Origin of the sequence: Apibacter sp. HY039 (genome assembly GCF_004023655.1) — a bacterium.
GTDB classification, from domain to species: domain Bacteria; phylum Bacteroidota; class Bacteroidia; order Flavobacteriales; family Weeksellaceae; genus Apibacter; species Apibacter raozihei.
Genome location: NZ_SAYM01000001.1, coordinates 263,482 through 286,044, shown reverse-complemented (window position 1 = coordinate 286,044; position 22,563 = coordinate 263,482). Strand labels below are relative to the sequence as shown.

Sequence of the window (22,563 nt, the reverse complement as noted above, 5' to 3'; positions counted from 1 at the left end):
TATGCAGGAACCCATTTCGATAACTATCCCCTTTTCCGGTTTCGGTCAGATGCATGAATACCGTATAAAGAGCACCATACGAAACAATGTCACACTCAAAAGTCCGAAGGATAAAGTATGGGTAAGAGACATCGGTATAATATTTACCGGAAGAGAAGAAGAAGGGTATCGTTTTCAGGTTTTCTGCCTAAAAGTAGAAGACCGTTCAGCCAGTGCCCCCATATACAGCCTGGAGAAAACCAAATTCCGGCTTTTCGATGATGTACGGATTTCTGTGAGTGCAGAGGGAGAAATAAAAAAATTAAATAATCTTTCCACCATTCAAAAACGATGGAAAGAAATGCGCAGGGAACTCGAAAAAATCAATCAGGGAGATTCTGTACAAAATTATTTTAACTCTATAGATCAACTGTTAGAAGACAAACAGAAAATTATCAACTTTCTCTCAGATTACGTCATGTTAGGCTTATTTTTTAACGGAACTGTTTTTGGAAACCTTGCGGCCTTCACAGAAAATAAAAAAACCGTGGCTCCCGAATTCCTTCTAAGTACCCGTATTGAGGAACTCTGGAAAAAGCAGAACACCCAGCAGCAACAAAATGAAATATATTTTTCAGTTAAAGGACAGGCAATAGACCCCGCCAAACCACAACAGAAAGACCTTTTAAAAAAATATGAAGGTACATTCATTTACGAAGGAAACCGGCTTATTGATGCCGGAATAGAAACACATTATAACAATCATTTCAGAAAACACACGCTATTATGGACTGGCTTGACACAATATTCAACGGAGGAAAAAAAGACTATTCAAAAACCTTAGATAAAATTTCCAAAAGAGAAGCTTACGAAAAGGCTACCAAAGATGTTCCCGTCATTGGCCAACTAGCTACTCCCGAACAAAAAATTACAGGAGAAGCCCGCTCCCGCGAAGAAAAAAATGCAAAACGAATTATAAAACCTGCAAGGGAGGAAGATTCAAAAGAAGAACAACTACGGGAAGAAGATCTTGTAGTTATAGACGGTGCCCTAATAAAATTTAATGCACATCAAGGCATATTCAAAGTATTGGCAGACGTTCCCACTACACAGGAAAAACTAACCGGAACCCTAGTAGAGAAACAACCCGCTAATTTTATCTTTTACGATGGTTTCGTATTATCCGCATTAGAAGACTGGAAAGACTTCGGCTCCACCAAAGTTCAGGGAAATGAAGTTCTTATAAAAAAATCCAAGCTTCCCGGAGTAGGTTCAATTCCCGGAGTTACCACACCGGAAAGCGGAAACATAGAGTTTATAACCTCCGGACAAATCAATGAACCGGAAATACTCGTTTGGGGAACACTTCTGATCACTTCTATCACCGGATGGGATAACCGCTATACAGAAATCGCAAGAGAAATTCATCCAACGGTCTGTCATGAAATAGAATGTAAAGCAGAATATGTAAATTGCGAAGAAGATAAAAGCGAAGCCATTCAATGGAAAGTCGGTATTAAGAAAGATTTCTCTGGTGAAGAAACAGAATTTGTAAATCTTACGGATAGAATAGAAATTATAGGATATCCACGTAATCTAACCGGCTCAACTATTTATTTTCCCGTGCCGGAAGAATGGCATAACAAGACCCTTATTTTTCAGGCATTTCTTTCTGACGAACCTTCCATAGAAAGCAACCCGAAATCAGTAAAAATAAAAGACCATATCATTGCTGCTTTTTATCGGGTAGATAACAATAATCCACAGATAACAGCATTCAATAATATTATAAAAGCTCCTGGCACAAGTAATTTCTTTGATTTTGCTCCTGTACATCATCACCAAGGTATGTACAGAGATAAGCAAAAATTTTATATATCGGGAAGTACAGGATGGGTTCCCGCATATACCTATATAATAAACGGTAAAGATGATCATTTAGGAGATTTAATATTTAACGAAAAGTATATTCACAAGTATAAACATCCGGGAGGGCTTCAATCATCAAATGGAATACTTGCCATAGGATTAGAGGAATATGCATATTTAGGAGCTTATGTAAAAGGAAATTCTGTAGTTTGCTTTTTTGATACAAATTCAAATACAGAAATTAAAAATTTACGAATAATACGAGACGAAAAATATGGTACTGAAGAATATCCGTCATCTATTCCTCATATGAGCATTTATAAGTACAAAGATCAGCAAACAGAATTGAAATTTAAAGAAACAAATCCTTCTGATAGTGACTTAGCTTCAGCTGTAGGTATTGTTTATCACGATCATAAATGGACGGTAGCCGTTCGGGGGGATAACCAGTCTGTGGATATATATGAAATCAACAGTACAAAGACAGAAGTAATCAAAAAGGCTCGATTTGAAAAAGTAGGTGAATTTCAGAACCTTAACCTCCTTATTGATGAAAAAGAAGAAATTTATATGTTGGGAATGGCCGATGGGGAAAAATGCAGTATGTATAGGCTTAACGTAAAAGATAAATGCTACTTAGAAGCAGTATGGATACTAAACGGAACTCTAAAATACCGCTCCTATGAGGAAGAGAACGCTAGAAATTGTATAATTTTTGGATGTAAAAAACCCGCATCTTTTCACTGGGCATCCTGTGTGTATCTCGAAACAGATAAAAATCATTCAAAATATTCGGGATTCTCGGGTAAATTTACCGTGTATGCTATTGGTGATAAGGTAGAAAACGGTTCTATCGTATGTAATTATTTTACAGAAAAAGACTAAACCAATTTTCCATGTTCTATGTCAAAAAAGAAACCTCTGAGTATAGGCTTCAAAAAATAACGGTTTTAAATTCCCGTTTATTTCAGCACGATTGGTTAATTGAGACATATACCTATATGAACATACAAGCATAAAATGAATAACCTTTTCTGACAGCCTTTTCAAACATTATCCATTACGGACTAAAAACTGTAATACAGGTTAAAAATCCTGTAATTAGGGTAATCCTATAAACTTTAAATTACAATAAATTTGTATCTCTAACCCATTAAAAAAATAAAAATGACAATATCCATAGTTTACCACAGTGTATACGGACATACAGCCAAACTGGCACAGGCAGTTGCCAAAGGAGCACAAATAAACGAAGACACAACCGTTCACTTAATTTCAGTTGATGATACAGAAATTAAATGGGATCTTTTAGAAAAAAGCGATGCCATTATATTTGGCTCACCGACTTACAACGGAACAATAAGTTCAGGACTGAAAAAATTTTTTGAAGATTCTACTAAAGCTGCCTGGCTGGAGTTTAAATGGAGAAATAAAATAGCTGCCGGGTTTACCAATTCAGGAGCATTTAGCGGAGATAAGTTAAACTCTCTGATAACCATAGCCTTATTTGCTGCTCAGCATGGAATGATATGGACCGGACTGGACTTACATCCTGCCAATGAAAAGAATAATGTTCCAACAAAAAATTTAAATCGTTTGGGTAGCTGGCTGGGCTCTATGGCTCAGTCAGACGATGACAGCCCAGAAGTAACTCCTGGGAAAGACGATCTGGATACCGCTCAATACCTGGGAAAAAGAGTGGCTGAAATCACCACGCAATTTATTCGCTGATAATAACAAAAAACACCGGACTATAAAGTCCGGTGTTTTTTGTTAACTTATAATTATGTGGAGCTGATGGGGCTCGAACCCACGACCTTTAGACTGCCAGTCTAACACTCTAGCCAACTGAGCTACAGCCCCTGAATTTTCATGCAAAAGTAAACATTTTTACATACTAAACAAAAAGTTATTACCTTTATGCTTCATTTTTTTATCTATGAAACCTCAACTACTCCATACCTCGGGATTACTGATTTGTAATAAAAACTCAATACTTCTGGCTTACAGTACAAACAAAAAAGCCTGGTATTTGCCCGGAGGAAAGATAGAAAAAGGCGAAACAGCCTTGCAAGCTTTAGTACGGGAAATACAAGAAGAAATAAATGTTACCTTAGACGTTAACCGTTTGAGTTACTTCTGCCATATCACTGCTCCTGCCTACGGTGAAAAACAAAACATCAGTATGGAACAGGAATGTTTCAAATACAAATTACTACCTGAAGAAAAGCCAACCCCTTCCAAAGAAATAGAAGAACTTCGTTTTTTTGACCTGGAAACCTATAAAAAGGAAAAAGCTCAGGTACCGGGCGTGCTGCAACTTTTTAATCTTCTTTTTAATGACACAAAGGAAGACCGGCAAGCTTAGCTAAAGTGGTTTTTCGATAGATGGACAGCGTAGCGTCCCGCACCTCGATAAATACATCACGTATCGTGCAGTTTTCCTCTGTAGAGCACGTATCACAAGGCTGATGGTACATAAGCGAAACACAAGGCAATAAAGCAATAGGACCATCCATAATCCGTATTATTTCTATCAGTGTAACTTCTTCCGGATCTTTGTTTAAACGATACCCTCCTTTGGCTCCCCTTTTACTGGTAAGAAACTGGGCATTTTTTAAATCTCTGAGAATATTTTCCAAAAACTTTTTAGGAATATTTTCATCTTTGGAAATTTCTGATGAGAACACACTTTTATCCTCTTCCTGCCTCGCTATGTAGATTAATGCTTTTAAAGCATACTTACACCGATTAGATATCATTCTTTAAATATAACTATTTTCCTTCAATTACTAAAACTATTTCACCTTTCAGTGGTTTTTGCTTGCATAATTCGTAAATTTCAACCGCTGTTCCCCTCAACGTTTCTTCGTACATCTTGGAAATTTCACGACTGATACTTACTCTCCGCTCCGCACCAAAATATTCTGCTACCTGCCCCAACGTAGCCGTTATTTTATGCGGACTTTCATACAACATAACGGTTCTTTTTTCTTCCGCCAGCTCTTTCAGCTTACTTTGCCTCCCTTTTTTATGAGGCAAAAAACCGGCAAAAATAAATTCATGCGAAGGTAGCCCGGATACCACCAATGCCGGAACAAAAGCAGTGGCTCCCGGCAGGCATTCCAATACCACCCCGTGGTCAATGCAGGATTTTGCCAGCATATACCCCGGATCAGAAATTCCCGGAGTACCCGCATCTGTAATCAAAGCCAAGTGCTTGCCCGACAGCATTTGCTCTGTAAAATATTCCGTTTTCTGATGTTCGTTATGCAAATGGTACGATTGCATAGGCACCTGTATTTCATAATGCTTCAGAAGCTTCCCCGATGTACGGGTATCCTCTGCAAGAATTAAATCCACTTCCTTCAGTATCCTTAGGGCACGAAGGGTAATATCTTCCAGATTACCTACCGGAGTAGGCACCAAATATAATTTTCCGCTCATGAACAATTACGATTCAAAACGATGAACAATAAGAGCCGATAATCTTTCTACGTATTCCTCTTTATCTCTCCAGTTATATTTATGAAACATTTCTTCCATCCACTTTTTAGCTTCTACCATCGATCGGGTTTCGTTAAGTAATACAAACTCCGCATCCATATAAGATTTATTTCCTCCGAATAATTGACTGATAAATGCTATTGAATCATTAAAATCGAGCTTTACCGGATTTAGTTTACGATCCTTTTCCACAGGCTTAACTTCTGCAATCTGAATACCCAAAGGTTTTAAACTTTCCTTTGCAGGTTTGGCCTCATTCACCTCTGCGGGCTTTTCATCCTCCAAAACTTTCAGCTCCGCACCGGCTATGATTTTTTCTGCTGATGCTTCTGTTATTTTACTAACTTCTTCAACCGGCTGCATTTCCTGAAAATCCCTCTTATCAACAGCAATTGCTTCTTTCACGTTATTCTTTTCCATTTCAGGCAGGACCGTTCCTTCCATAAAATGCTCATATCGAGAAGTATGTAATTGTTTTAAAAATATATATTTTTCATACAGATTCTGGATTTTCTGTTGATGAGCCAACAACCCCGAAAAGCTATGAACCATACTTAAATCTTTTGCTATAGCCTTGATATCTTCCAGTACCTGTTTTTGAAATAATTCCTTCGACTCCATAATTTGCTTTTTAATCTGTTACTTAATTTCTACTTTTGTAAAAAATTTTTCTTTTAACGTCCGAAATTTACAAATGTTTCTTGAAAATACAATAAATAGCACTAAACAAACCGGTTGGATTGAAGTAATCTGTGGGTCTATGTTTTCCGGAAAAACGGAAGAACTCATCCGCAGATTAAATCGAGCACGGTTTGCCCGGCAGAAAGTTGAGATATTCAAACCTTCCCTAGATGTCCGGTATGATGAAAATGAAGTAGTTTCCCATGATGAGAATTCCATTCCCAGCACTCCAATTGACAACCCTATGGAAATTCCCTTGCTGGCAGCAGACTGTGATGTGGTGGGCATAGACGAAGCTCAGTTCTTCAGCGAAAACATTGTAGATGTCTGCAACCTGCTCGCAAATGACGGAAAACGAGTGATTGTCGCCGGGCTCGATATGGATTTCATGGGCAGGCCTTTTGGTCCTATGCCCAACCTTATGGCTACAGCCGAATATGTAACCAAGGTACATGCTATTTGTGTAAAAACAGGTAATCTTGCCAACTATTCACATCGTATTTCCTCAGGTAAAAAACTGGTGGAACTGGGTGAAAAAGACAAATACGAGCCTTTAAGCCGCCAGGCTTTTTGGGAAGCGCTCAATAAAGAAAAAGAACAAGAAGCAAAAAACAATACGAAAACCTAAACAAAAGGCTGAAATGAAATATTCCGTTTTAGAACTAGCAAAAATTGTAGATGCAGAAATTGTAGGCAAGCCCGATGCCTGTATCACACAATTGTTTTACGACAGCAGATGCATCATTGCTCCGCAGGACGGAGTTTTTTTTGCTATATCCGGAATACATGACGGACATTCGTTTATAGAAGAAGCGTACGCGAAAAGCATCCGTATTTTTGTTTGCAGGCATATTCCGATATTTCACGAAGATGCTGTTTATCTAATCGTTAAGGACCCGCTACAAGCACTTCAAAAATGGGCGGCTTTTCATAGGGATCAATTCAGTTTCCCCACAATAGGCATAACCGGGAGCAATGGCAAAACCATAGTAAAAGAATGGCTTTATCAGTGTATTTGGGAAGAATATAATATTGTAAGAAGCCCGAAGAGTTTCAATTCTCAAATAGGCCTGCCTGTCTCAATTCTTCAGTCTGGAGAAGAAAATACACTGGGTATATTTGAAGTGGGTATTTCTCAACCCGGAGAAATGCTCAAACAGGAAAAAATGCTTCATCCTACCTATGGTGTATTAACCAATGTACTTTCTGCTCATTCTGAATATTTTCAAAATAAAGAAGAACAGATATCTGAAAAAATAAAGCTTTTTAGAAAATCACCCGTCATAATATATCCGGCTGAAGAAAAAATTAAAGCGCAAATCAACAGCAACTATAGTGATAGAAAGCTCATTTCTTTCGGATTAAAAAATGCTGACATTGAATTAATAGACTCTCAGATTACTTCTTCCGGAAGAGAGTTAAAAATAAAGGTTTTCGATAAACTCCTAACATTATCCATAGCATTCACGGATGAAGCTTCTGTGCAAAACATTTTGTGCCTGGTAGCCATTTTAAATGAATTACAATTTGACTTTAAATTTATAAAGGAAAAATTCAGTCAGCTTCAGTCTGTCTCCATGCGCCTGGAAATAATAAAAGGACTGAATAACAACGTAATTATTAATGATTCATTTAATTCCGATTATAAATCGCTCGAAATTGCTCTCAATTTCTTATCTCTTCAGAACAAACCTAAAAAAGCATTAATATTATCAGATATTCTGCAATCCCACACACCCGTAAAAGAATTATATCACAACATTTCCAAACTGGTAAATTCTTTTATTGTTGATAATCTTTTCCTGATAGGAGATAATATAAAAGAATACCAGCATTTATTTACAGCCCAACCACAACTATTCTCATCTCAGCAGGAAATTACAGAATTTCTGGATACTCATCCGGTAAGAGATACAGCAATACTTATAAAGGGAGCACGTAAATTTAGCCTGGAAAAAATTGCTTCTCATCTGGAAATGCAGACTCATGACACCATATTGGAAGTGGACCTGCATGCTTTGATGACGAATGTAAATTATTTTAAAAGCCTTTTAAAGCCTGAAACAAAAATAATAGGAATGGTTAAAGCCTCTTCGTACGGACTTGGAAGTTTTGAAGTTGCCGAAGTTCTCCAATATTATCATATAGATTATCTGGCTGTTGCATATGCAGACGAAGGAGCTTTACTTCGTGAAAAAGGTATTTACCTTCCTATTATGGTTATGAATCCTGAAATCAGCAGTTATGATTCAGTAATTGACAACAGCCTTGAACCCGAAATATACAGTTTCCGCGTACTGGAAAAATTTATAAGGAAAATAAAAGAAAAGTCTATTTCCGAAAAATATCCGATTCATATAAAAATAGACACCGGTATGCATCGTCTGGGATTTTTACCTGAAGAAGTAGAAGAGCTGGCTCTGAAACTCAAAAATAATCCTTTTGTAGAAGTTAAATCTGTTTTCAGTCATTTCGCAGCCTCGGATATGCCTGAACAGGAAGAAGATTTTACCCGCTTACAAGCGAAAAGACTTAGATCGTCCTATGAAATTATAATTGATATTTTAGGTTATAAACCTTTATTACATATTTCCAATTCCCCGGGAATTATTAATTACCCGGAATATCAGTTCGATGCTGTACGGCTGGGAATTGGTATGTATGGTTATATTGAAAATGATAAAGCATTTAAAAAACTGGAGAATGTAGCTACCCTGAAAACGGTCATCTCAAATATTCATATTCTGGACACAGGTGAAACCATTGGATACGGGAGAAGATTTAAAGCCCAAAGAAAATCTTCTATAGCTACTTTACCGATAGGCTATGCAGATGGTATCCGGAGAATGGTTGGAAATGAAAAAGGATATGTAACCGTTTCTGGGAAAAAAGCTCCGATAGTAGGAACTGTTTGTATGGATATGCTGATGATTGATGTTACTGCCATTCCCTGCAAAGAAGGTGATTCAGTGGTTATATTGGGAGAAAATCCGGGGTTGAAAGAATATGCTGAATGGTGTGAGACAATACCTTACGAAATACTTACCTCTATTTCTCCCAGAGTCAAGCGAATTTATTATAGAGAATAATTATCGGATATATAATTATTATATATCATAATTTTTTTCTACATTTATCGCAAATTTTAAAACTTAAATAATTAATTACAAAATGTTTATCTCAACTGTTACTCAAAAACTAAACACTCGATCTTTAATCAAATTATCCGCAGCTTTTCTTTTAGCATTCAGCTTATACTTATTACAAAGCTGTCAGTCTAAAGAAGCTAAACAAGCTTCGTCTCCACAGCAAGAAGAGCCTGCAAAAACAGAAACTGCTTTTGAAAAAACAGAAATACAAACAGAAGAAAATAATCCGTCGGTAGAAGCAAGCACCAAAATTGAAACTACTGACTTAACAGCCGAAACACTACATCCAAAAGTTTCAGAACCAGTATCTGTAAAAAATAATACAGAAGTACAATTGAGTACCACTACCGAATCATCCAAAGATGATATTTCCGGAGATTATATATATCTTACTTCTGAAGGCAATTTTGTTTCGTCCGATCAGCCTCAGGCCTTTGCTTATCAAGCTAAAAATATAAAGGAAGAAGATACTGAAACAGGAACATCTACTTTTGTAGAAAACAATCAGCCTGCGGATTCAAACACTCAGTCTGAAACGATTTCAGCCCAGGAAAAAAATACAGAAATTCAGAATATAAAAGAACCGTCAATTCCATCAATTGAAAAGTCCTCCAGGAATATAGAAGACTCTCAAGAGACACCGGATTTTTCTCCTGAAAAGCCGGATACCCAATCACATATTGTAATAAACGGCGTACCTGTTAATGCAAAACAAGATTTTAAAGAAATAAAGATATCTGACATTCAATCCATTCAAGTGGCAAACCAGGAAGACATAAAAGTTAATGCTCCCAAACCGGAAGTAATAAATGTTTCCGAAAAAATACAACAAAGCAATTCTGATATTGTTCGTTTATATTATCCGAATCATTCCAACTATGTATATGATGCATTGCTTATTAGTAAAAATTATCCTGAGCAGGCTCAGCCTTTATATGTTATTGATGGAACGAGAATTGAGCGGACTGATTTATATATGGCTATTGTGAGAAGACTTAATCCGGAGGATATTGATTCTATATCCTTTATCAAGGGTAATGCAGCCACGCCGCTTTATGGAAATAAAGCTTCAGAGGGAGCTTTGGTAATTAACTCCAAATCCGGAAATTTATTACAAAACATCATCCGAGAGTCAACAGGCAAATCTCAAAAAAAATCAGACAAAGAAAACGCCAAACCAAAATCTACAGCAACTTTTGTTGTGAAAGGATAATAACCGGAATCCTTAGTTATGGATTCTTATACTGGCACGAATCAGGGCTATCGCTGTGATTTGCTCAACGGGTATGTCTTTGGGCTGATGATGTTGATTTTGTGAAACTAATTTTACATACTCTTCTCCCAACTCTGATTTTTGCACAAATTTAACAGTTATATATTCACTCCATTCATCTATTTTTATAGAAAGCAGGTACATTTCTCCCCAAAATATGCGTTCTACACTTATCTCTTTATAAAGGACAATATCGCCGCTTTTAAGTAAGGGATACATAGAATCGCCCTTCACATACACACCTCCGTCACAATTTGCAATTCCTGGAATACGTATTCTGTCAAGAACTGCATCACTGGGTGTTCCCTTAAAAAGTTCAACCAAACCTGCTGTTGCTTCCAAATCGTATAAAGGAACATCCTGCAAATCCTGAATAGGATCTATTGTTTTTCGATGAATACTGATAGGCGCAGCATAAAAAGGCTGACCTGCGAGTTCTTTCCCTTCAGATTTAAGCATGGATTCTTTGCCTGTTAAAAGCCAGTTCACATTTACATCTTCAAACTTGTTTGCAATATCTTCTAAAATATCGAATGAAGGCTTGGCTCCTAACTTTTTTAATCGGTTTATTTTTTCTGAAGAGCTATATCCCAGACCATTAACTGAGAAATCATTTACACTTCTAAATCCTTTATACTCTAAAAGTTGCACGATTCTTTCAAAAAAAGTTGTATTAATTTTCATCTTTGTTTGTATTTTATCAAATATGTTTGTATATTTGCCTCATGATTGTTTGACAAAATTACTAAACAATTTTGAAATAATAAGATAATTAATTATAAATTAAATCATTAAAAAAAATAATAAAATCAAACAACTGATTAACAATTAAATACAATTTAAAATCACATTTTTGAGATATAATTAAAAACCTAAAAAATACAAACGTATTTGTGAAATATTGAAAAACCATAATGCCATGTTAACAAAAACTAATTTTATTGAAGAAACCAACTATCATTTCTGCCGATTATCTGAAATTACCTCAGTAGCTTATAATGAAATGCTTTTTACTTGCGGATGTAAATATGCTGAAACCTTCTGCCAGAAAAACAATAGGGTAAACTGGAAAAGGGATGTCAATATTCTTTTATCTTCTTCTCTGTTCTGGAACTGGTGGAAATATTCCTGGAGTTTAAAAATCAATGAATTGATTAAAAAAGCCGGAGTGAATACAAATACAGCAAATATAAATAAAGACATGTCTTTATTCCTATCTGCCGGCTTCGAAGAGCTTACTCATTTTTCACCATCTGACTGGAACTATATTAATCCTGGCATTCTTAATCAACTTAATATAAAAGTCCATGAAAAACAATCCCTATTACCTTATCCGTTATCAAATTCAACAGGTACCGGAAAGGAATCTCGTAAAAAGAGTGGGTCTTTTAAGTTACGAAATACAAACTTCCGAAAACAGAGAGGACCGATTGCTTAAAACAGCACAAAGAGAATATTTATTACAAGAATTAGTACGCAGAGACGAAAAAACAACCTTAATATGATTCCTATGAGAAAAAAAATAAAAATTGAAGATTTACGAACTTGTCTATCTTACGATACAGAAGAGAAAAAGTTTTTGAGCCTAAATGAAAGATGCATGATTCATTTAAATCAAATCAAAATTATTAACCGTTCCTATCCTTTGGAACTAACGCCTGAGCTTTCAGAAAAAATTAAATCCAAACTTACGGAAATTAAGCGGAGAAGATGGCGAAGACCTGAATACCGATTTGAAAAAGAGCTAGGCTCGATTGTAAGAGTAAAAATAAAATAAAATTATACACCTACATTTAAAAATTAAAAACTACTAGTCAACCATATCCAATCAATCCGGAAAAATTACTTGTCAGGGACCTCTTTTTAATACACCCATCCTTGTTCATTAATATTTTTCAAACCTACTCATTTTCATTTTTCTTCTTTAAGTCTATACATTTAGCACCTGACACATTTTCCGGATTGATTTTAAACTCAAAATGCTGTTTTAGTAATGATGAAATAAATCAAGCTATGCTTTAAAAATCTAACTAACGGCTTGAAGATATTTAATACCAGCAAGCATATTCACTTAATAAATATAAAACCCCATGATTCTAACACAAGTATCATTGAGCTATGTTCAAGCAACATTATTTTATTAAATTATTAATATAATAATTTACATATCATCCAATTTTATATAAACTTAAAATAGATAATATAAAGATGTTTAAATAAATAAAATATAAAAAAGCAATAATTAAAAATAAAATAAAACACGTTTGCTTGTTCGCAAACCAAATACAAACCAACCAGAGTTATACAATTTTCCTTGTAAGCATAACAAATAAAAATCAATCTTAAAATTAATTACATTTTTTATGAGTAACGTAAAAAAACAAAACACATTATTCCGCTTTGTCAGCCTACGAAGTCCGGAATTAACAAAAAATGAGAAACAAAACAGCAGATTTATTTTCTACCCGCAAAATTCTGAAAGCGAACTTTATAATACGATAAAATCAGCTTCTCACAACAGTGCAAATGCAAATTCAGTTAAGCAAAAAACTGATAGTTTTAACGCATTTACTACGAATGAAGATATTGAAAATCTTTGTGGCAAAAGTTTTTTATCGCTTGCTGAATGGATTTCCCAAAACAGATTTAATCTACCAGAAACCATTGTCCTTGAAAAATTAAACGGATTGAACCCTGTTAAAGCAGATAGCGAATTATTTCTATGGGAACAACTGTACTATCAAATCATAACATCTTCATCAATTTATATAAAAGAATCATTAATACATGTTCTTATATTACAAAATATTCTGAAATACAAAAAAGAATGCACCAATATTTCAGATTTTTCAACCCAACTACCAATTCTCGCACAAGCAAGAATTGTTATTCCTAAAGAATTTTACAAAAAAGAAAAAAATATTCAATCAGTTAATATCAGTAAACCCAATCCTCTTTTAACAATAGAATTTGAAAAAGCTTTAGAAAGAGCAGACGCTCAAGCACAAATTAAAGAATATAATTCTTTGCTTTCATTTGTTGAAAAACAGAATCAAAAAGAAAAAGAAGAATACCAAAAACTGTATGTTAAAGCCCAGGAAGAATATCAAAAGAAACTAAAACCAGTACTTAAGGCATATGAGGATCAGGAAAACAAAATGCTTCAACAAAAGGAAGAAACAGATAAAGCTGACCCAGCAACTTATCAGCCTATGGTAGAGAAACCAGAATTGCCTGAATTTATTTTTGAAAATCGTTCTTCTGATTTTTCTTCCTTATTGCAGAAAATACCTGAAAACAACTACAAAATTCAGCTATCTAAGATTTCTGAAGAATGCAAACTTACAGACACAGATGACGTAATAACGCACTTAAAAAATGAAATTGAACAAGCACAATATTATCTTTCTTCAAATAGTAAAACAACAGAAACAGTTGCAATAGTAGGTAATAGCGTCACATCATTAGCACAGTCACAACCTGACTACAAATTTATTCCTTTTAAAAGCTCTGCTTATAAAAGTATTGATTCTGATAATTATAATATTAAACTTGACATATATATACCTAATGAAAGTTATCGTTTTTCAAATTTAACTTTTAATGCTCAGGACAACACTTTAACCCCTAAACCTCAAAAATATAAATATAGTTATAGTAACGATGAAAAAATTCTTAGTATACTAATTCAGGGGAGCACTGCAGAATATCAGAAAATCTCAGGAATACTTATTTTTGAAAATGGCAGCCATTACGAGTTTGATTTTTCAACAACTCCTGACTCAAAAACGTCTGCTTATCTAACTCTAAACGAAACTCAAATAGAATCATCTTATAAAAGTTTTGGCATAACCCGATTAGGAATTGCAGATTATAAAAAAGTAGTTTCGGAGGTCATATGTTACGATCCCGGAGAAGTATCTCACATTGAGAATATAATGGCCCGGGAATACAAAGAAAGAGCTACAAAAAAATTCCTGCAAAATCAGAAATTAATTACAGAAAGTTCGGAAACTGAAACCGAGAATATCTCTGATATATCTTCCACTGAACGATTTGAAATGCAATCGGAAATTGCTAAAATTATTCAGGAACAAAGAAATTCTTCTATCAATACTAACGTGCATTATGGATACGGCAAAAACTATTCAATAGATTTAGGTGCAGGTTTTGCCACTTCAAATTCTAAAGAAGAATCTAACCGTCAGGCTCTAACCGAAGCTAAAGAACTGACTCAACGAGCAATGGAACGCATTGTATCTAAAATTAAGAGAGAAACAAGCACTAAAATCACAAATGAATTTACAGAGGAAAACAAACATGGCTTTGATAATCGTAAGGGAGATCACCATGTATCCGGAGTATATCGGTTTATAAATGCAATTTATCGAAACCAAATATACAATTACGGGAAACGTCTGATGTACGAATTTACAGTCCCTCAGCCATCTAAATTTCATACTTTATGGCTAAATAATTCACAAACAGACAATGTAAATACTCTCGAAAAACCTATAGATCCGAGAAAGTGCGGATTAAGCGAAGCCACTGTTTTAAACAAATTAAATTATAAAAAATGGGCTTCTAGATATAAAGCAAAAGTAGAAGCCGTACCAGATGCTATAATTACTATTTCACATTCCTATTCTAAAGAAAATGGTGATGAATGGGCAGAATGTGGAAATGGAAAAGTAGAACTTCCTAAAAATTATCAAGCTATTAGTTTTAGTGGTCAGTTAGCTACAACTAAAACTGGATCACACGGAAATGGAAACGGACAAAGTGGTTCTTTTATATACATTGCAGATAGAATGTTTTCTGCCCCGCTTGAAAATGGTGCTCCACATAGAAGATACTATTTATCCGCCAACAATTTAAGTGTGAGAAATTCATTAGAATATTCATTCAATTCCTGGAGAGTTAAGGTATATTCGTTAAGCTTGTCTGTAAAATGTGAACTTACCTTAGAAGCTTATCAGGAATGGCAATTAGATACTTTCAATAACATCTTAGAAGCCTACCAATCTCAGCTGGATGAATACAATAATCGATTATCTGAAATGAAAACGGAAAACAAAATCCGTTTGGAAACCAATCCTTTATATTATCGTCAAATTGAACAAACTGTTTTAAGAAAAAACTGCATAACTTATTTAACTGGTCATGACTCTATAGGGCAAAAAATGTATTCAGATGGAGATAATCATAGCTTGCAGGATTTTCAGATCATGAGTAGCCAAAAAATGGAGGAATATGGAAATCTTGCTAAATTTTTAGAACAGGCCTTTGAGTGGAACATGATGAGCTATACCTTCTATCCATTCTATTGGGGAAACAAAAAAGAATGGGGCGATCTATATCAGTTTGATTGCAATGACTCCTTATTTAAAAACTTTATGCAATCAGGTATGGCTAAAGTTATTGTTACAGTTAAACCCGGATTTGAAGATGCTGTTATGCATTATATCGCAACCGGGGAAATATGGAATGGCGGGGAAGTTCCTATTATTGGAGATCCTTTGTATTTATCTATTGTGGACGAATTAAAAGAACAGGAATATGTGGTAGAAGAAACATGGGAAACTGTCGTTCCTACTTCTTTAATAGCTCTACAAAGTAGTGGAGTTTCTGTTGATGCTTCCGGACTTCCTTGCTTTCATAAAGATAAAGGAATGGGAACCTTAACGTCCAACGACAAAAAGGTAGGTGAAAGCGCTAAAACTGAAGATATAGAAAAATAACTGTTTAAAATATAAACTTACATAACTAAACGATAGGCTACTTTTAGACTATCCTTTAAATAAAATTCATTTCACTGCTTACAAGGAAAAAGATAACAGTAAACCTCTTTAAAAAAATTATATGAAAAAAATTTTAATAGGAAATGACATTTTTTTTATCTGGAAAATAAAAAATAAAGAAAATTATAAAGTCGAACTCAATAAAGCTGAAATATGGATAAAAATTATCCACCAGGAGCTGCCTGAAGCAATGTTTATTCCAAACTACACTATTAATGGAGAAGAAATTTCTTTCCAGTTTCCGGCAGACAAACAAAAATATACGGGTATCTATCATTTGGTAATCATAATTAAAGATAAAAATACTTATAAAATAGTAAACCGTGATACGTTTTGTTTATCAGACATTTATGACCTGAACACGCATAATTCTGATTGGGAAGAAAATCAAAATGTAAAAGTTAAAATATTACAGGTTGAAAATGAAGTAAGTATAATGAACGGAAGAGATGGTAAATCTGCTTATGAGGTAGCTTTAGACAATGGCTTTACAGGTACTGAAAAAGATTGGCTAAATTATCTGTCACAAAACATTTCGGATGCAACACTATGGAGTAGAAAAGGCAATTCAAAAACCAGTCCATTATCCGATTTTATCGGCACTACCGATAAAGCCGATTTTGTCATCAAGACAAATAATAAACAAATAGCCAAGTTTACTGAATCCGGAGTTAATTTTGGAGATAATTGCTCACAAACGCAATCAAATGAAATTGCCCGGTTTCATGCTGAAAATAAATTTGCTCCCAGTATTTTACTTTCCAATGATATGGGTAAATTTGGATACCCTACCTTGAATTTAGCTATTGCTACAGATAATGGACATTTTAACAAAAATGCAAGAAAAGGTGATTCTGTCATAATTAAACAAGGGGGTGGTGGAGCCAATCTGGTAATAGGAACGAGAACTTTTACAGAATCCACCGATGAAGAGACACGAGTTATTATTGCCCCCAATAGTGTTAAAAACAACGAGGCTATAGTTGCCAAAGCTATGACCGGTTCTAAAACCTACGTTGGCATCCATACTTATAATCCAAAGGATTATTTAGAAATAAATAGTAGAACTGCTAATGACAGTGGGGTAACCTTTACTCAGTTTACTAGCCAAACACCTGTAACTGAAGGAGCAACGCCACTAGGAGTGACTGAAAAAGGAAAACTTGTTACGATTAATACCAACCCCAAAGACTCAGGCTGGATAAACATAAAATTAAATGAAAATATTCTAGACTTTGGTGCTTATTACAATGATTCTCAATACCGAAAAATAGGTTGTAAGCTTGTTTTAAGAGGCTTAGTTAAATTTACGAAAGATTTTTCTCAACCCGTACTCTTTACCCTACCCGAAGGTTTCAGACCTCAAAAAAGATTCATAGCTACGTCTTTGTACTCTGGAAACATTGCCGTAAGGGTGGATATTTTAGCTAATGGAAACGTCCAGGTAATGAATTCAATTACTAATGAGCAATGGGTTTGCTTAGATGGAATTGAATTGTATTTAGACTGATATGCGTTCCTATAAAAAACCTTATAAAATCCGCTATGAAAAATCATTTCACAGAATTGGGTCAACCTATTCTGGAGTTTATTAACCGATTCGGGATTCTAATCCTTGCTACCAGCCTGAGCATGATTGCTAGGGCAGTCTACAAAGGCACCTCTGTAAAAAGATTATTGTTAAAAGTTCCCATTTCTTCCATCACCGGAATTGTAGTAGGAATATTATTACAGGAATATACGGACGTATCCACCAACACCATTATGGTAGTATGTGCCATTACCGGAGCTTATACCGGTGAAGTGCTGGACGGAATGGAGCAACTCATCAATTGGATCCCTGAATTTATTAAAAAACTTATTAACAAACACTTCAACCTTTAATTCCAATTTATTCAATTAATTATAATCAGGTTTAAGGACAAGTTCTTAAACCTGATTAAACCTTATAAATCTGAAAATCATGTATAAATTTAGTCAACGCAGTTACAATACCCTCAAAGGAATACACCCTGATCTCATTACCGTTTTAGTAACTGCTATACAAAATAGTCCCTACGATTTCACTCTTACCAACGGAGTCCGAACTACCTCAGAACAACAGGAATTATATTCAAAAGGACGTTCACAACCCGGCCCTAAAGTCACCTATACAGACGGTATTAAAAACAAATCAAACCATCAGTTAAAAGAAGACAGCTTCGGCTATGCCGTAGATCTTTACCCATATTTTGAAGGGGCTGTACAAGTGCAAGGAGAAGAGGTAGCTAAAAGACTTACAGCTATTGCACAGCATATTATTCAAACCGGAAAAAAACTAAACATCATGATTGAATGGGGAGGAAACTGGAAATCTTTTAAAGATACCCCTCATTTCGAATTAAAAAAATAAACCTATGAAATCAAATATATGCATATGGACAGGAATTCTTATTCTGGTTTTTTCTGTAGGAACTATCGCTTTTCGCTCAGGAAAAAATTCTGTTGAAACTAAGCAGGTACAATCCGAAATTAAAATATCCAAAACAAAGGTAAAAACTTATCAAAAAGAATATGACAGCCTGCAAAAAGTGTATACTGTTTTAGAAAAGCAGAAACAGATGGTGAAAACCATTTATATACAAGGAAAGCAAAATATAAGATATATTACAAAAGAAAGAACTGATAATTATACAGATAGCTTATGCAAAAAAGATGTTCATCAATTAAAAAATCATATTACTTTCTCAGATAGTCTCCTCTTATTACAAAATACACAAAACGTGAACACTCTTAATCAGCTGACTATATCTGAGAATATGCGTAGGGAAAAAGATCAACAAATAGAACTGTATAAAAAAAGAAAAAATACTTTTAAGCCCTTAGGAATAGGTATTATAGCAGGATATGGAACCAATTTCCAACAAGGGTTATCTTCCTTTCTGGGAATAGGAATCAGCTATACATTTATCCGGATTTAACCTGCTATTCCTGTAAAATTAAAGAAAAAAAATTAAGTACTATGACCGAAGAAGAAAAAATATATGATCGAAATATTAAAAATAATCCAACAGATTATCTCTTTGACCAAATGTTTCGACTAAACGAAAATAGAGAAACCGTGCCAAAAGAAGATTCCTATGTAAGTCCATTTTTTGAAATAAGTAAACCCGAAGACGGAAGCTATTTATTATTAGATAAGCCCATATCAGTTTTCAATAATGATTCCGGAAAAGATTACACATACTACCCGGTATATAAACCACAAGAAAACGGTTCTGAAGTTTTATCCAGCTTTCATAAATCAGACTCTCCTCTCGATAATCAAATGCTTTTATTCTGCGAAGAAACCCCTTCTGAAAAATCAAACCTTTTCGGAACCTTTTTAATAGTAAAATACGGAAATGCTTTCCGGACACTTATACAGGATTTAAAATCCGGAAACCCGGAATCTATCCAAAATAAAATTACCGGTGGTCCGCGCATTACCAATTACAATGAATTAATACCCATAATACACTCTTTTTTAACCGATCAGCAAGTCTCTATATCTCAAAACAGAGTCCGTTTTGCTATGGATGTGGCTTATCGTTCGGACCGCATAACTTTAGGGGATTTTTTCGGAGGACTGGAAAAAGGTATTTCTTATTGTACTGAAGGACTCAACACCTTTATCGAAAACCATAAATTTACCAAAGAAGATTATACCCCTTCAAAATCCGAAGGAGAATTTTCCTTTGAAAATTTTGTAGAGGGATTGTACGATTTTAGTAAACAAACAACAAAGCTCCTTTTGCCGGAGAAAATTCAAAACCTCATTTCCCAAAATTTTGATCGTCTGGTTTCCGGCATTTCACAAGTTTCCTGGAATCTTATTCCCGAAGAATGGAAAACACTTCTGCGAAATGTATGGAATTTGGTACAACAAGGAGCTAACCTGATAAAAAAGGTTACAGAAACAGGCCTTAGGTATGCTGCTGAACAGATGTACATGCTCCGGGCATTGCTTATGGGCTTTGTTAACGGTTTTCTTTCCCTTCTGCAAATGGTATTGATTATTGCCGGATGGGTGGTAAAGAAAGTATTGGTTACCGATGCTCATAAACAGGTTACCGGAGAAAAAATTCAGGAATATCAATCCTATATGGAAATGGTGGAAGATCTTTACGATATATTGAGCAAAAACGCCGCTGATTTATTTTCTTCTGTCCAATCCTTAGTAAAAGATTTCTCATTGGATAAGCTATCTTCAGTACTGAAAGTATTTACTGACAAACTGAAAGGTCTTACAAAATACGACTATGCCTATTTTACGGGTTCATTTATGTTTGAAGTGGTTATCGGGGTACTTATGGCTTTATTTACCGGAGGTGCCTCAGCCATTGCTCAGTCGGGACAAAAGTTTACCAAATTTTTGAACCTTATTGCGCGCGAGGTACTCTCTACTGCCACCATGGGTATTGTGGATCTTTTGCAGCTAGGTAAAATATTAATTATTAAATTTGTTCAGGCATGTAAGAAAGGCTGGAACGGTTTCCAACATTTCATCGAAAAGCTCCTTCACGGAAAAACCGATGAGATTGTCAAAACGGAAGGAAAGGTATTTGAACAGGAAGCGAAACGATTTTTTGATAATGCCGGATATGAGCTTCTTCCTCCAAGTCTACTGACTAAGTATGTAAATGATGCTGTGTTAAGGTGTAAAAGAAGAGGTATTCATTTAGAAATAAGCTGGATTGATGATGCTCATCCTTTGTATAATAGTAGTGTTTTAGGGCGGTTAGATGTTAGCAAACACAACAAGAAAATACTTAGATTAAATTTGCGCCCTGACTGTCCTAAAATAACCTGGCATCATGAGAATTGGCATTTAGAGGATTTTTTAACTATGGGCTGGAAAAAATATACCGATATTTCAAAAAAAACTCCCTGGCTGCATGAGGAAGCGGTTTGGAACCGCATCTTTAAAAACCGAAATAAATGGAGTGAATTTGAAACTATAGATGCTTATAAATATTATAAATGGTATTGCAAGGATAAACATGGGGTAAATCCAGTCATTAATGAAAAAATAGAAAAATTACTACCTAAATATTCTAAAAAATAAAAGTATGAATTTAACCAAAGAACAAGTAAAACAAATAATAGCTCAAGTTCATAAGGATTTAAACTTAGAGCATGATAATAAATATCCTATTTTAACTAATTTTATACATAAAAATGACGAATATAATGATTGGAAATTTGACTATTGGGGAGGAGGATACGATTACAGCGACCCGGAAGCTGTTGGGGATGAATGGTTAAGATCTCCTGGCTCAGAATGGCTCATTACCATAGATGATGCAAAAGGAGAGGCAATTGCTATACATAGCTACACCGGACATTACGAAATTGCTTTAAACAAAGAAGGTAAATATGAAATTGTAAAGCAAATGTATAGAAACAAGTAAAGTCTTTGCTATACAGAACCTAATAAAGCCTGATTTTTACATATCAGGCTTTTTCTTTTATATTTGTTAGCTCATATAAATTTAGCTAACTAAATTTATACTATTTTATCGAAAGACTTTTTAAAGGAAAAACCGATGAGATTGTTATAACGGAAGGGAAGATTCTTGATGAGTTACATGAATTGGAGCGACGAGTGGATGATCTTTTTGATCATCTGGGAAGACGACTGTACACGGAAAAAGAATTAAAATTATTAAAACAACAATTAAAGACAAAGCTCGGAGTAGATCTCAGGCTTGTTGATAAGGAAAAAGGATTCCAAAAACTGCCGGTTACCAAAAACGGGAAGACAAAATGGATTCGTTCCGATGAATTATTAAAAGACTGGAACAGAAGAGGAGTGGTAGGTAAATTTCACGAGGGACCTCCCCCAGTAATGATACTAAGATCTAACAATGCTTCGGAGCTTACTGTTTTTCATGAAAAAATTCATATGGAAGTGTGGCTTGATAAATTACCTAAAATGCATATTGTTGATGAGGAAAAATATGTTTTTGATGCTATTTTTAAAGCTAAAGATACTCATAAATGGACCAATGCGGAACTGATTGATGCTTATGATTATATAAATGAAATTATAAATCAATGGAATAGAACAGGGAAAAAATTCCCTAATGTTAAAAATGAATATATTGAACAGTTAAAAATTAATAAATATTTTAATTTTAGATAATGATACATACAGAGCAAGAAATAATAAAAATAGCCTTACAGGTTATGAAAAATATTGATTGGCCCTATGATGAAAAGAGAGGGGCTATTCCTTTAGACTATACTATTTAAAAGCAAATAGAGCAAGTAAGTACACAAA

The 22,563-nt window shown here is 34.8% G+C and carries 21 protein-coding genes and 1 tRNA gene; 17 read left to right on the top strand and 5 right to left on the bottom strand.

Annotated elements, in window-relative coordinates:
• Position 1 precedes the first annotated feature (1 nt).
• The 3 genes from EQ921_RS01345 to EQ921_RS01335 all read left to right on the top strand — a co-directional run bounded on the left by EQ921_RS01345 (position 2) and on the right by EQ921_RS01335 (position 3,579).
• Positions 2 to 823 carry a hypothetical protein gene (locus tag EQ921_RS01345; protein WP_128330277.1) on the top strand — a complete coding sequence of 274 codons (822 nt, stop codon included), beginning with the start codon at positions 2 to 4 and terminating at the stop codon, positions 821 to 823.
• Entirely contained in the window at positions 766 to 2,733 is a 1,968-nt protein-coding gene (locus EQ921_RS01340; RefSeq protein ID WP_128330276.1) for a hypothetical protein, read from the top strand. Before EQ921_RS01345 ends, EQ921_RS01340 begins: the two co-directional genes overlap by 58 nt.
• A 282-nt stretch (positions 2,734 to 3,015) precedes the next feature.
• Positions 3,016 to 3,579 carry a flavodoxin family protein gene (locus EQ921_RS01335; RefSeq protein ID WP_128330275.1) on the top strand — a complete coding sequence of 188 codons (564 nt, stop codon included), beginning with the start codon at positions 3,016 to 3,018 and terminating at the stop codon, positions 3,577 to 3,579.
• Between the two features lie 58 nt (positions 3,580 to 3,637).
• On the opposite strand, the gene EQ921_RS01330 is transcribed toward EQ921_RS01335, so the two are convergent.
• Positions 3,638 to 3,711: transfer RNA gene (locus EQ921_RS01330), tRNA-Ala, on the bottom strand.
• A gap of 76 nt (positions 3,712 to 3,787) precedes the next feature.
• Here EQ921_RS01330 and EQ921_RS01325 point away from each other — a divergent pair.
• Positions 3,788 to 4,216 carry an NUDIX domain-containing protein gene (locus EQ921_RS01325; protein ID WP_128150413.1) on the top strand — a complete coding sequence of 143 codons (429 nt, stop codon included), beginning with the start codon at positions 3,788 to 3,790 and terminating at the stop codon, positions 4,214 to 4,216.
• Here the strand turns inward: EQ921_RS01325 and EQ921_RS01320 are convergent.
• Genes EQ921_RS01320 through EQ921_RS01310 form a run of 3 tightly spaced genes read right to left on the bottom strand, consistent with a single transcriptional unit; the run spans position 4,185 to position 5,976 of the window.
• The gene (locus EQ921_RS01320; RefSeq protein WP_128150411.1) at positions 4,185 to 4,610 is read right to left on the bottom strand and encodes an Rrf2 family transcriptional regulator; all 426 of its coding nucleotides are present in this window, start codon (positions 4,608 to 4,610) and stop codon (positions 4,185 to 4,187) included. The genes EQ921_RS01325 and EQ921_RS01320 overlap by 32 nt on opposite strands.
• Before the next feature lie 13 nt (positions 4,611 to 4,623).
• On the bottom strand, positions 4,624 to 5,295 hold the full coding sequence (gene rsmI / locus EQ921_RS01315; protein ID WP_128150409.1) for a 16S rRNA (cytidine(1402)-2'-O)-methyltransferase: 672 nt from the start codon (positions 5,293 to 5,295) through the stop codon (positions 4,624 to 4,626).
• A 6-nt stretch (positions 5,296 to 5,301) separates the two neighbouring features.
• Positions 5,302 to 5,976, bottom strand: a complete 675-nt coding sequence (locus EQ921_RS01310; protein WP_128330274.1) for a hypothetical protein — start codon at positions 5,974 to 5,976, stop codon at positions 5,302 to 5,304.
• Positions 5,977 to 6,049: 73 nt separating this feature from the next.
• Here EQ921_RS01310 and EQ921_RS01305 point away from each other — a divergent pair, with 73 nt between their 5' ends.
• The 3 genes from EQ921_RS01305 (at position 6,050) to EQ921_RS01295 (ending at position 10,398) form a co-directional block, all read left to right on the top strand.
• The gene (locus EQ921_RS01305) at positions 6,050 to 6,664 is read left to right on the top strand and encodes a thymidine kinase (protein ID WP_128150405.1); all 615 of its coding nucleotides are present in this window, start codon (positions 6,050 to 6,052) and stop codon (positions 6,662 to 6,664) included.
• Positions 6,665 to 6,677: 13 nt separating this feature from the next.
• Positions 6,678 to 9,125, top strand: coding sequence for a bifunctional UDP-N-acetylmuramoyl-tripeptide:D-alanyl-D-alanine ligase/alanine racemase (locus EQ921_RS01300; protein WP_128330273.1), 2,448 nt, complete (start codon positions 6,678 to 6,680; stop codon positions 9,123 to 9,125).
• An 82-nt stretch (positions 9,126 to 9,207) separates the two neighbouring features.
• Positions 9,208 to 10,398, top strand: a complete 1,191-nt coding sequence (locus EQ921_RS01295) for a TonB-dependent receptor plug domain-containing protein (RefSeq protein ID WP_128330272.1) — start codon at positions 9,208 to 9,210, stop codon at positions 10,396 to 10,398.
• A gap of 12 nt (positions 10,399 to 10,410) precedes the next feature.
• Here EQ921_RS01295 and EQ921_RS01290 read toward each other — a convergent pair whose 3' ends face one another.
• On the bottom strand, positions 10,411 to 11,142 hold the full coding sequence (locus EQ921_RS01290; protein ID WP_128150399.1) for a S24 family peptidase: 732 nt from the start codon (positions 11,140 to 11,142) through the stop codon (positions 10,411 to 10,413).
• 235 nt (positions 11,143 to 11,377) lie between these two features.
• On the opposite strand from EQ921_RS01290, the gene EQ921_RS01285 reads away from it, so the two are divergent.
• From EQ921_RS01285 to EQ921_RS01240, 10 genes are all read left to right on the top strand, one after another.
• Positions 11,378 to 11,896: a hypothetical protein gene (locus EQ921_RS01285; RefSeq protein WP_128150397.1), complete on the top strand. Its 519-nt coding sequence runs from the start codon at positions 11,378 to 11,380 to the stop codon at positions 11,894 to 11,896.
• A gap of 72 nt (positions 11,897 to 11,968) precedes the next feature.
• A complete protein-coding gene (locus tag EQ921_RS01280; protein ID WP_128150395.1) occupies positions 11,969 to 12,235 on the top strand; it encodes a hypothetical protein in 267 nt (88 codons plus the stop codon).
• A 586-nt stretch (positions 12,236 to 12,821) separates the two neighbouring features.
• On the top strand, positions 12,822 to 16,199 hold the full coding sequence (locus EQ921_RS01275) for a hypothetical protein (RefSeq protein ID WP_128330271.1): 3,378 nt from the start codon (positions 12,822 to 12,824) through the stop codon (positions 16,197 to 16,199).
• A 121-nt stretch (positions 16,200 to 16,320) separates the two neighbouring features.
• Positions 16,321 to 17,769, top strand: coding sequence for a hypothetical protein (locus EQ921_RS01270; protein ID WP_128330270.1), 1,449 nt, complete (start codon positions 16,321 to 16,323; stop codon positions 17,767 to 17,769).
• Between the two features lie 35 nt (positions 17,770 to 17,804).
• Positions 17,805 to 18,143: a hypothetical protein gene (locus EQ921_RS01265; protein ID WP_128330269.1), complete on the top strand. Its 339-nt coding sequence runs from the start codon at positions 17,805 to 17,807 to the stop codon at positions 18,141 to 18,143.
• A 79-nt stretch (positions 18,144 to 18,222) separates the two neighbouring features.
• Positions 18,223 to 18,651, top strand: a complete 429-nt coding sequence (locus EQ921_RS01260) for a M15 family metallopeptidase (protein ID WP_128330268.1) — start codon at positions 18,223 to 18,225, stop codon at positions 18,649 to 18,651.
• A gap of 4 nt (positions 18,652 to 18,655) precedes the next feature.
• The gene (locus tag EQ921_RS01255) at positions 18,656 to 19,219 is read left to right on the top strand and encodes a hypothetical protein (protein ID WP_128330267.1); all 564 of its coding nucleotides are present in this window, start codon (positions 18,656 to 18,658) and stop codon (positions 19,217 to 19,219) included.
• 41 nt (positions 19,220 to 19,260) lie between these two features.
• Positions 19,261 to 21,345, top strand: coding sequence for a zincin-like metallopeptidase toxin domain-containing protein (locus EQ921_RS01250; protein ID WP_128330266.1), 2,085 nt, complete (start codon positions 19,261 to 19,263; stop codon positions 21,343 to 21,345).
• Positions 21,346 to 21,349: 4 nt separating this feature from the next.
• Positions 21,350 to 21,691 (top strand): hypothetical protein, encoded by a 342-nt coding sequence (locus tag EQ921_RS01245; protein ID WP_128330265.1) that lies wholly within the window; start codon positions 21,350 to 21,352, stop codon positions 21,689 to 21,691.
• 194 nt (positions 21,692 to 21,885) lie between these two features.
• The gene (locus tag EQ921_RS01240; protein ID WP_128330264.1) at positions 21,886 to 22,425 is read left to right on the top strand and encodes a hypothetical protein; all 540 of its coding nucleotides are present in this window, start codon (positions 21,886 to 21,888) and stop codon (positions 22,423 to 22,425) included.
• Positions 22,426 to 22,563: the final 138 nt, after the last annotated feature.

Excerpts from the sequence above, each read along its gene's own strand:
- EQ921_RS01345 (WP_128330277.1), top strand. The coding sequence starts at position 2 with ATGCAGGAACCCATTTCGATAACTATCCCCTTTTCCGGTTTCGGTCAG.
- EQ921_RS01250 (WP_128330266.1), top strand. The coding sequence starts at position 19,261 with ATGACCGAAGAAGAAAAAATATATGATCGAAATATTAAAAATAATCCA.
- EQ921_RS01275 (WP_128330271.1), top strand. The coding sequence starts at position 12,822 with ATGAGTAACGTAAAAAAACAAAACACATTATTCCGCTTTGTCAGCCTA.
- EQ921_RS01265 (WP_128330269.1), top strand. The coding sequence starts at position 17,805 with ATGAAAAATCATTTCACAGAATTGGGTCAACCTATTCTGGAGTTTATT.
- EQ921_RS01260 (WP_128330268.1), top strand. The coding sequence starts at position 18,223 with ATGTATAAATTTAGTCAACGCAGTTACAATACCCTCAAAGGAATACAC.
- EQ921_RS01335 (WP_128330275.1), top strand. The coding sequence starts at position 3,016 with ATGACAATATCCATAGTTTACCACAGTGTATACGGACATACAGCCAAA.
- EQ921_RS01325 (WP_128150413.1), top strand. The coding sequence starts at position 3,788 with ATGAAACCTCAACTACTCCATACCTCGGGATTACTGATTTGTAATAAA.
- EQ921_RS01245 (WP_128330265.1), top strand. The coding sequence starts at position 21,350 with ATGAATTTAACCAAAGAACAAGTAAAACAAATAATAGCTCAAGTTCAT.
- EQ921_RS01340 (WP_128330276.1), top strand. The coding sequence starts at position 766 with ATGGACTGGCTTGACACAATATTCAACGGAGGAAAAAAAGACTATTCA.
- EQ921_RS01305 (WP_128150405.1), top strand. The coding sequence starts at position 6,050 with ATGTTTCTTGAAAATACAATAAATAGCACTAAACAAACCGGTTGGATT.
- EQ921_RS01290 (WP_128150399.1), bottom strand. The coding sequence starts at position 11,142 with ATGAAAATTAATACAACTTTTTTTGAAAGAATCGTGCAACTTTTAGAG.
- EQ921_RS01280 (WP_128150395.1), top strand. The coding sequence starts at position 11,969 with ATGAGAAAAAAAATAAAAATTGAAGATTTACGAACTTGTCTATCTTAC.
- EQ921_RS01320 (WP_128150411.1), bottom strand. The coding sequence starts at position 4,610 with ATGATATCTAATCGGTGTAAGTATGCTTTAAAAGCATTAATCTACATA.
- EQ921_RS01300 (WP_128330273.1), top strand. The coding sequence starts at position 6,678 with ATGAAATATTCCGTTTTAGAACTAGCAAAAATTGTAGATGCAGAAATT.
- EQ921_RS01285 (WP_128150397.1), top strand. The coding sequence starts at position 11,378 with ATGTTAACAAAAACTAATTTTATTGAAGAAACCAACTATCATTTCTGC.
- EQ921_RS01270 (WP_128330270.1), top strand. The coding sequence starts at position 16,321 with ATGAAAAAAATTTTAATAGGAAATGACATTTTTTTTATCTGGAAAATA.
- rsmI (WP_128150409.1), bottom strand. The coding sequence starts at position 5,295 with ATGAGCGGAAAATTATATTTGGTGCCTACTCCGGTAGGTAATCTGGAA.
- EQ921_RS01295 (WP_128330272.1), top strand. The coding sequence starts at position 9,208 with ATGTTTATCTCAACTGTTACTCAAAAACTAAACACTCGATCTTTAATC.
- EQ921_RS01310 (WP_128330274.1), bottom strand. The coding sequence starts at position 5,976 with ATGGAGTCGAAGGAATTATTTCAAAAACAGGTACTGGAAGATATCAAG.
- EQ921_RS01255 (WP_128330267.1), top strand. The coding sequence starts at position 18,656 with ATGAAATCAAATATATGCATATGGACAGGAATTCTTATTCTGGTTTTT.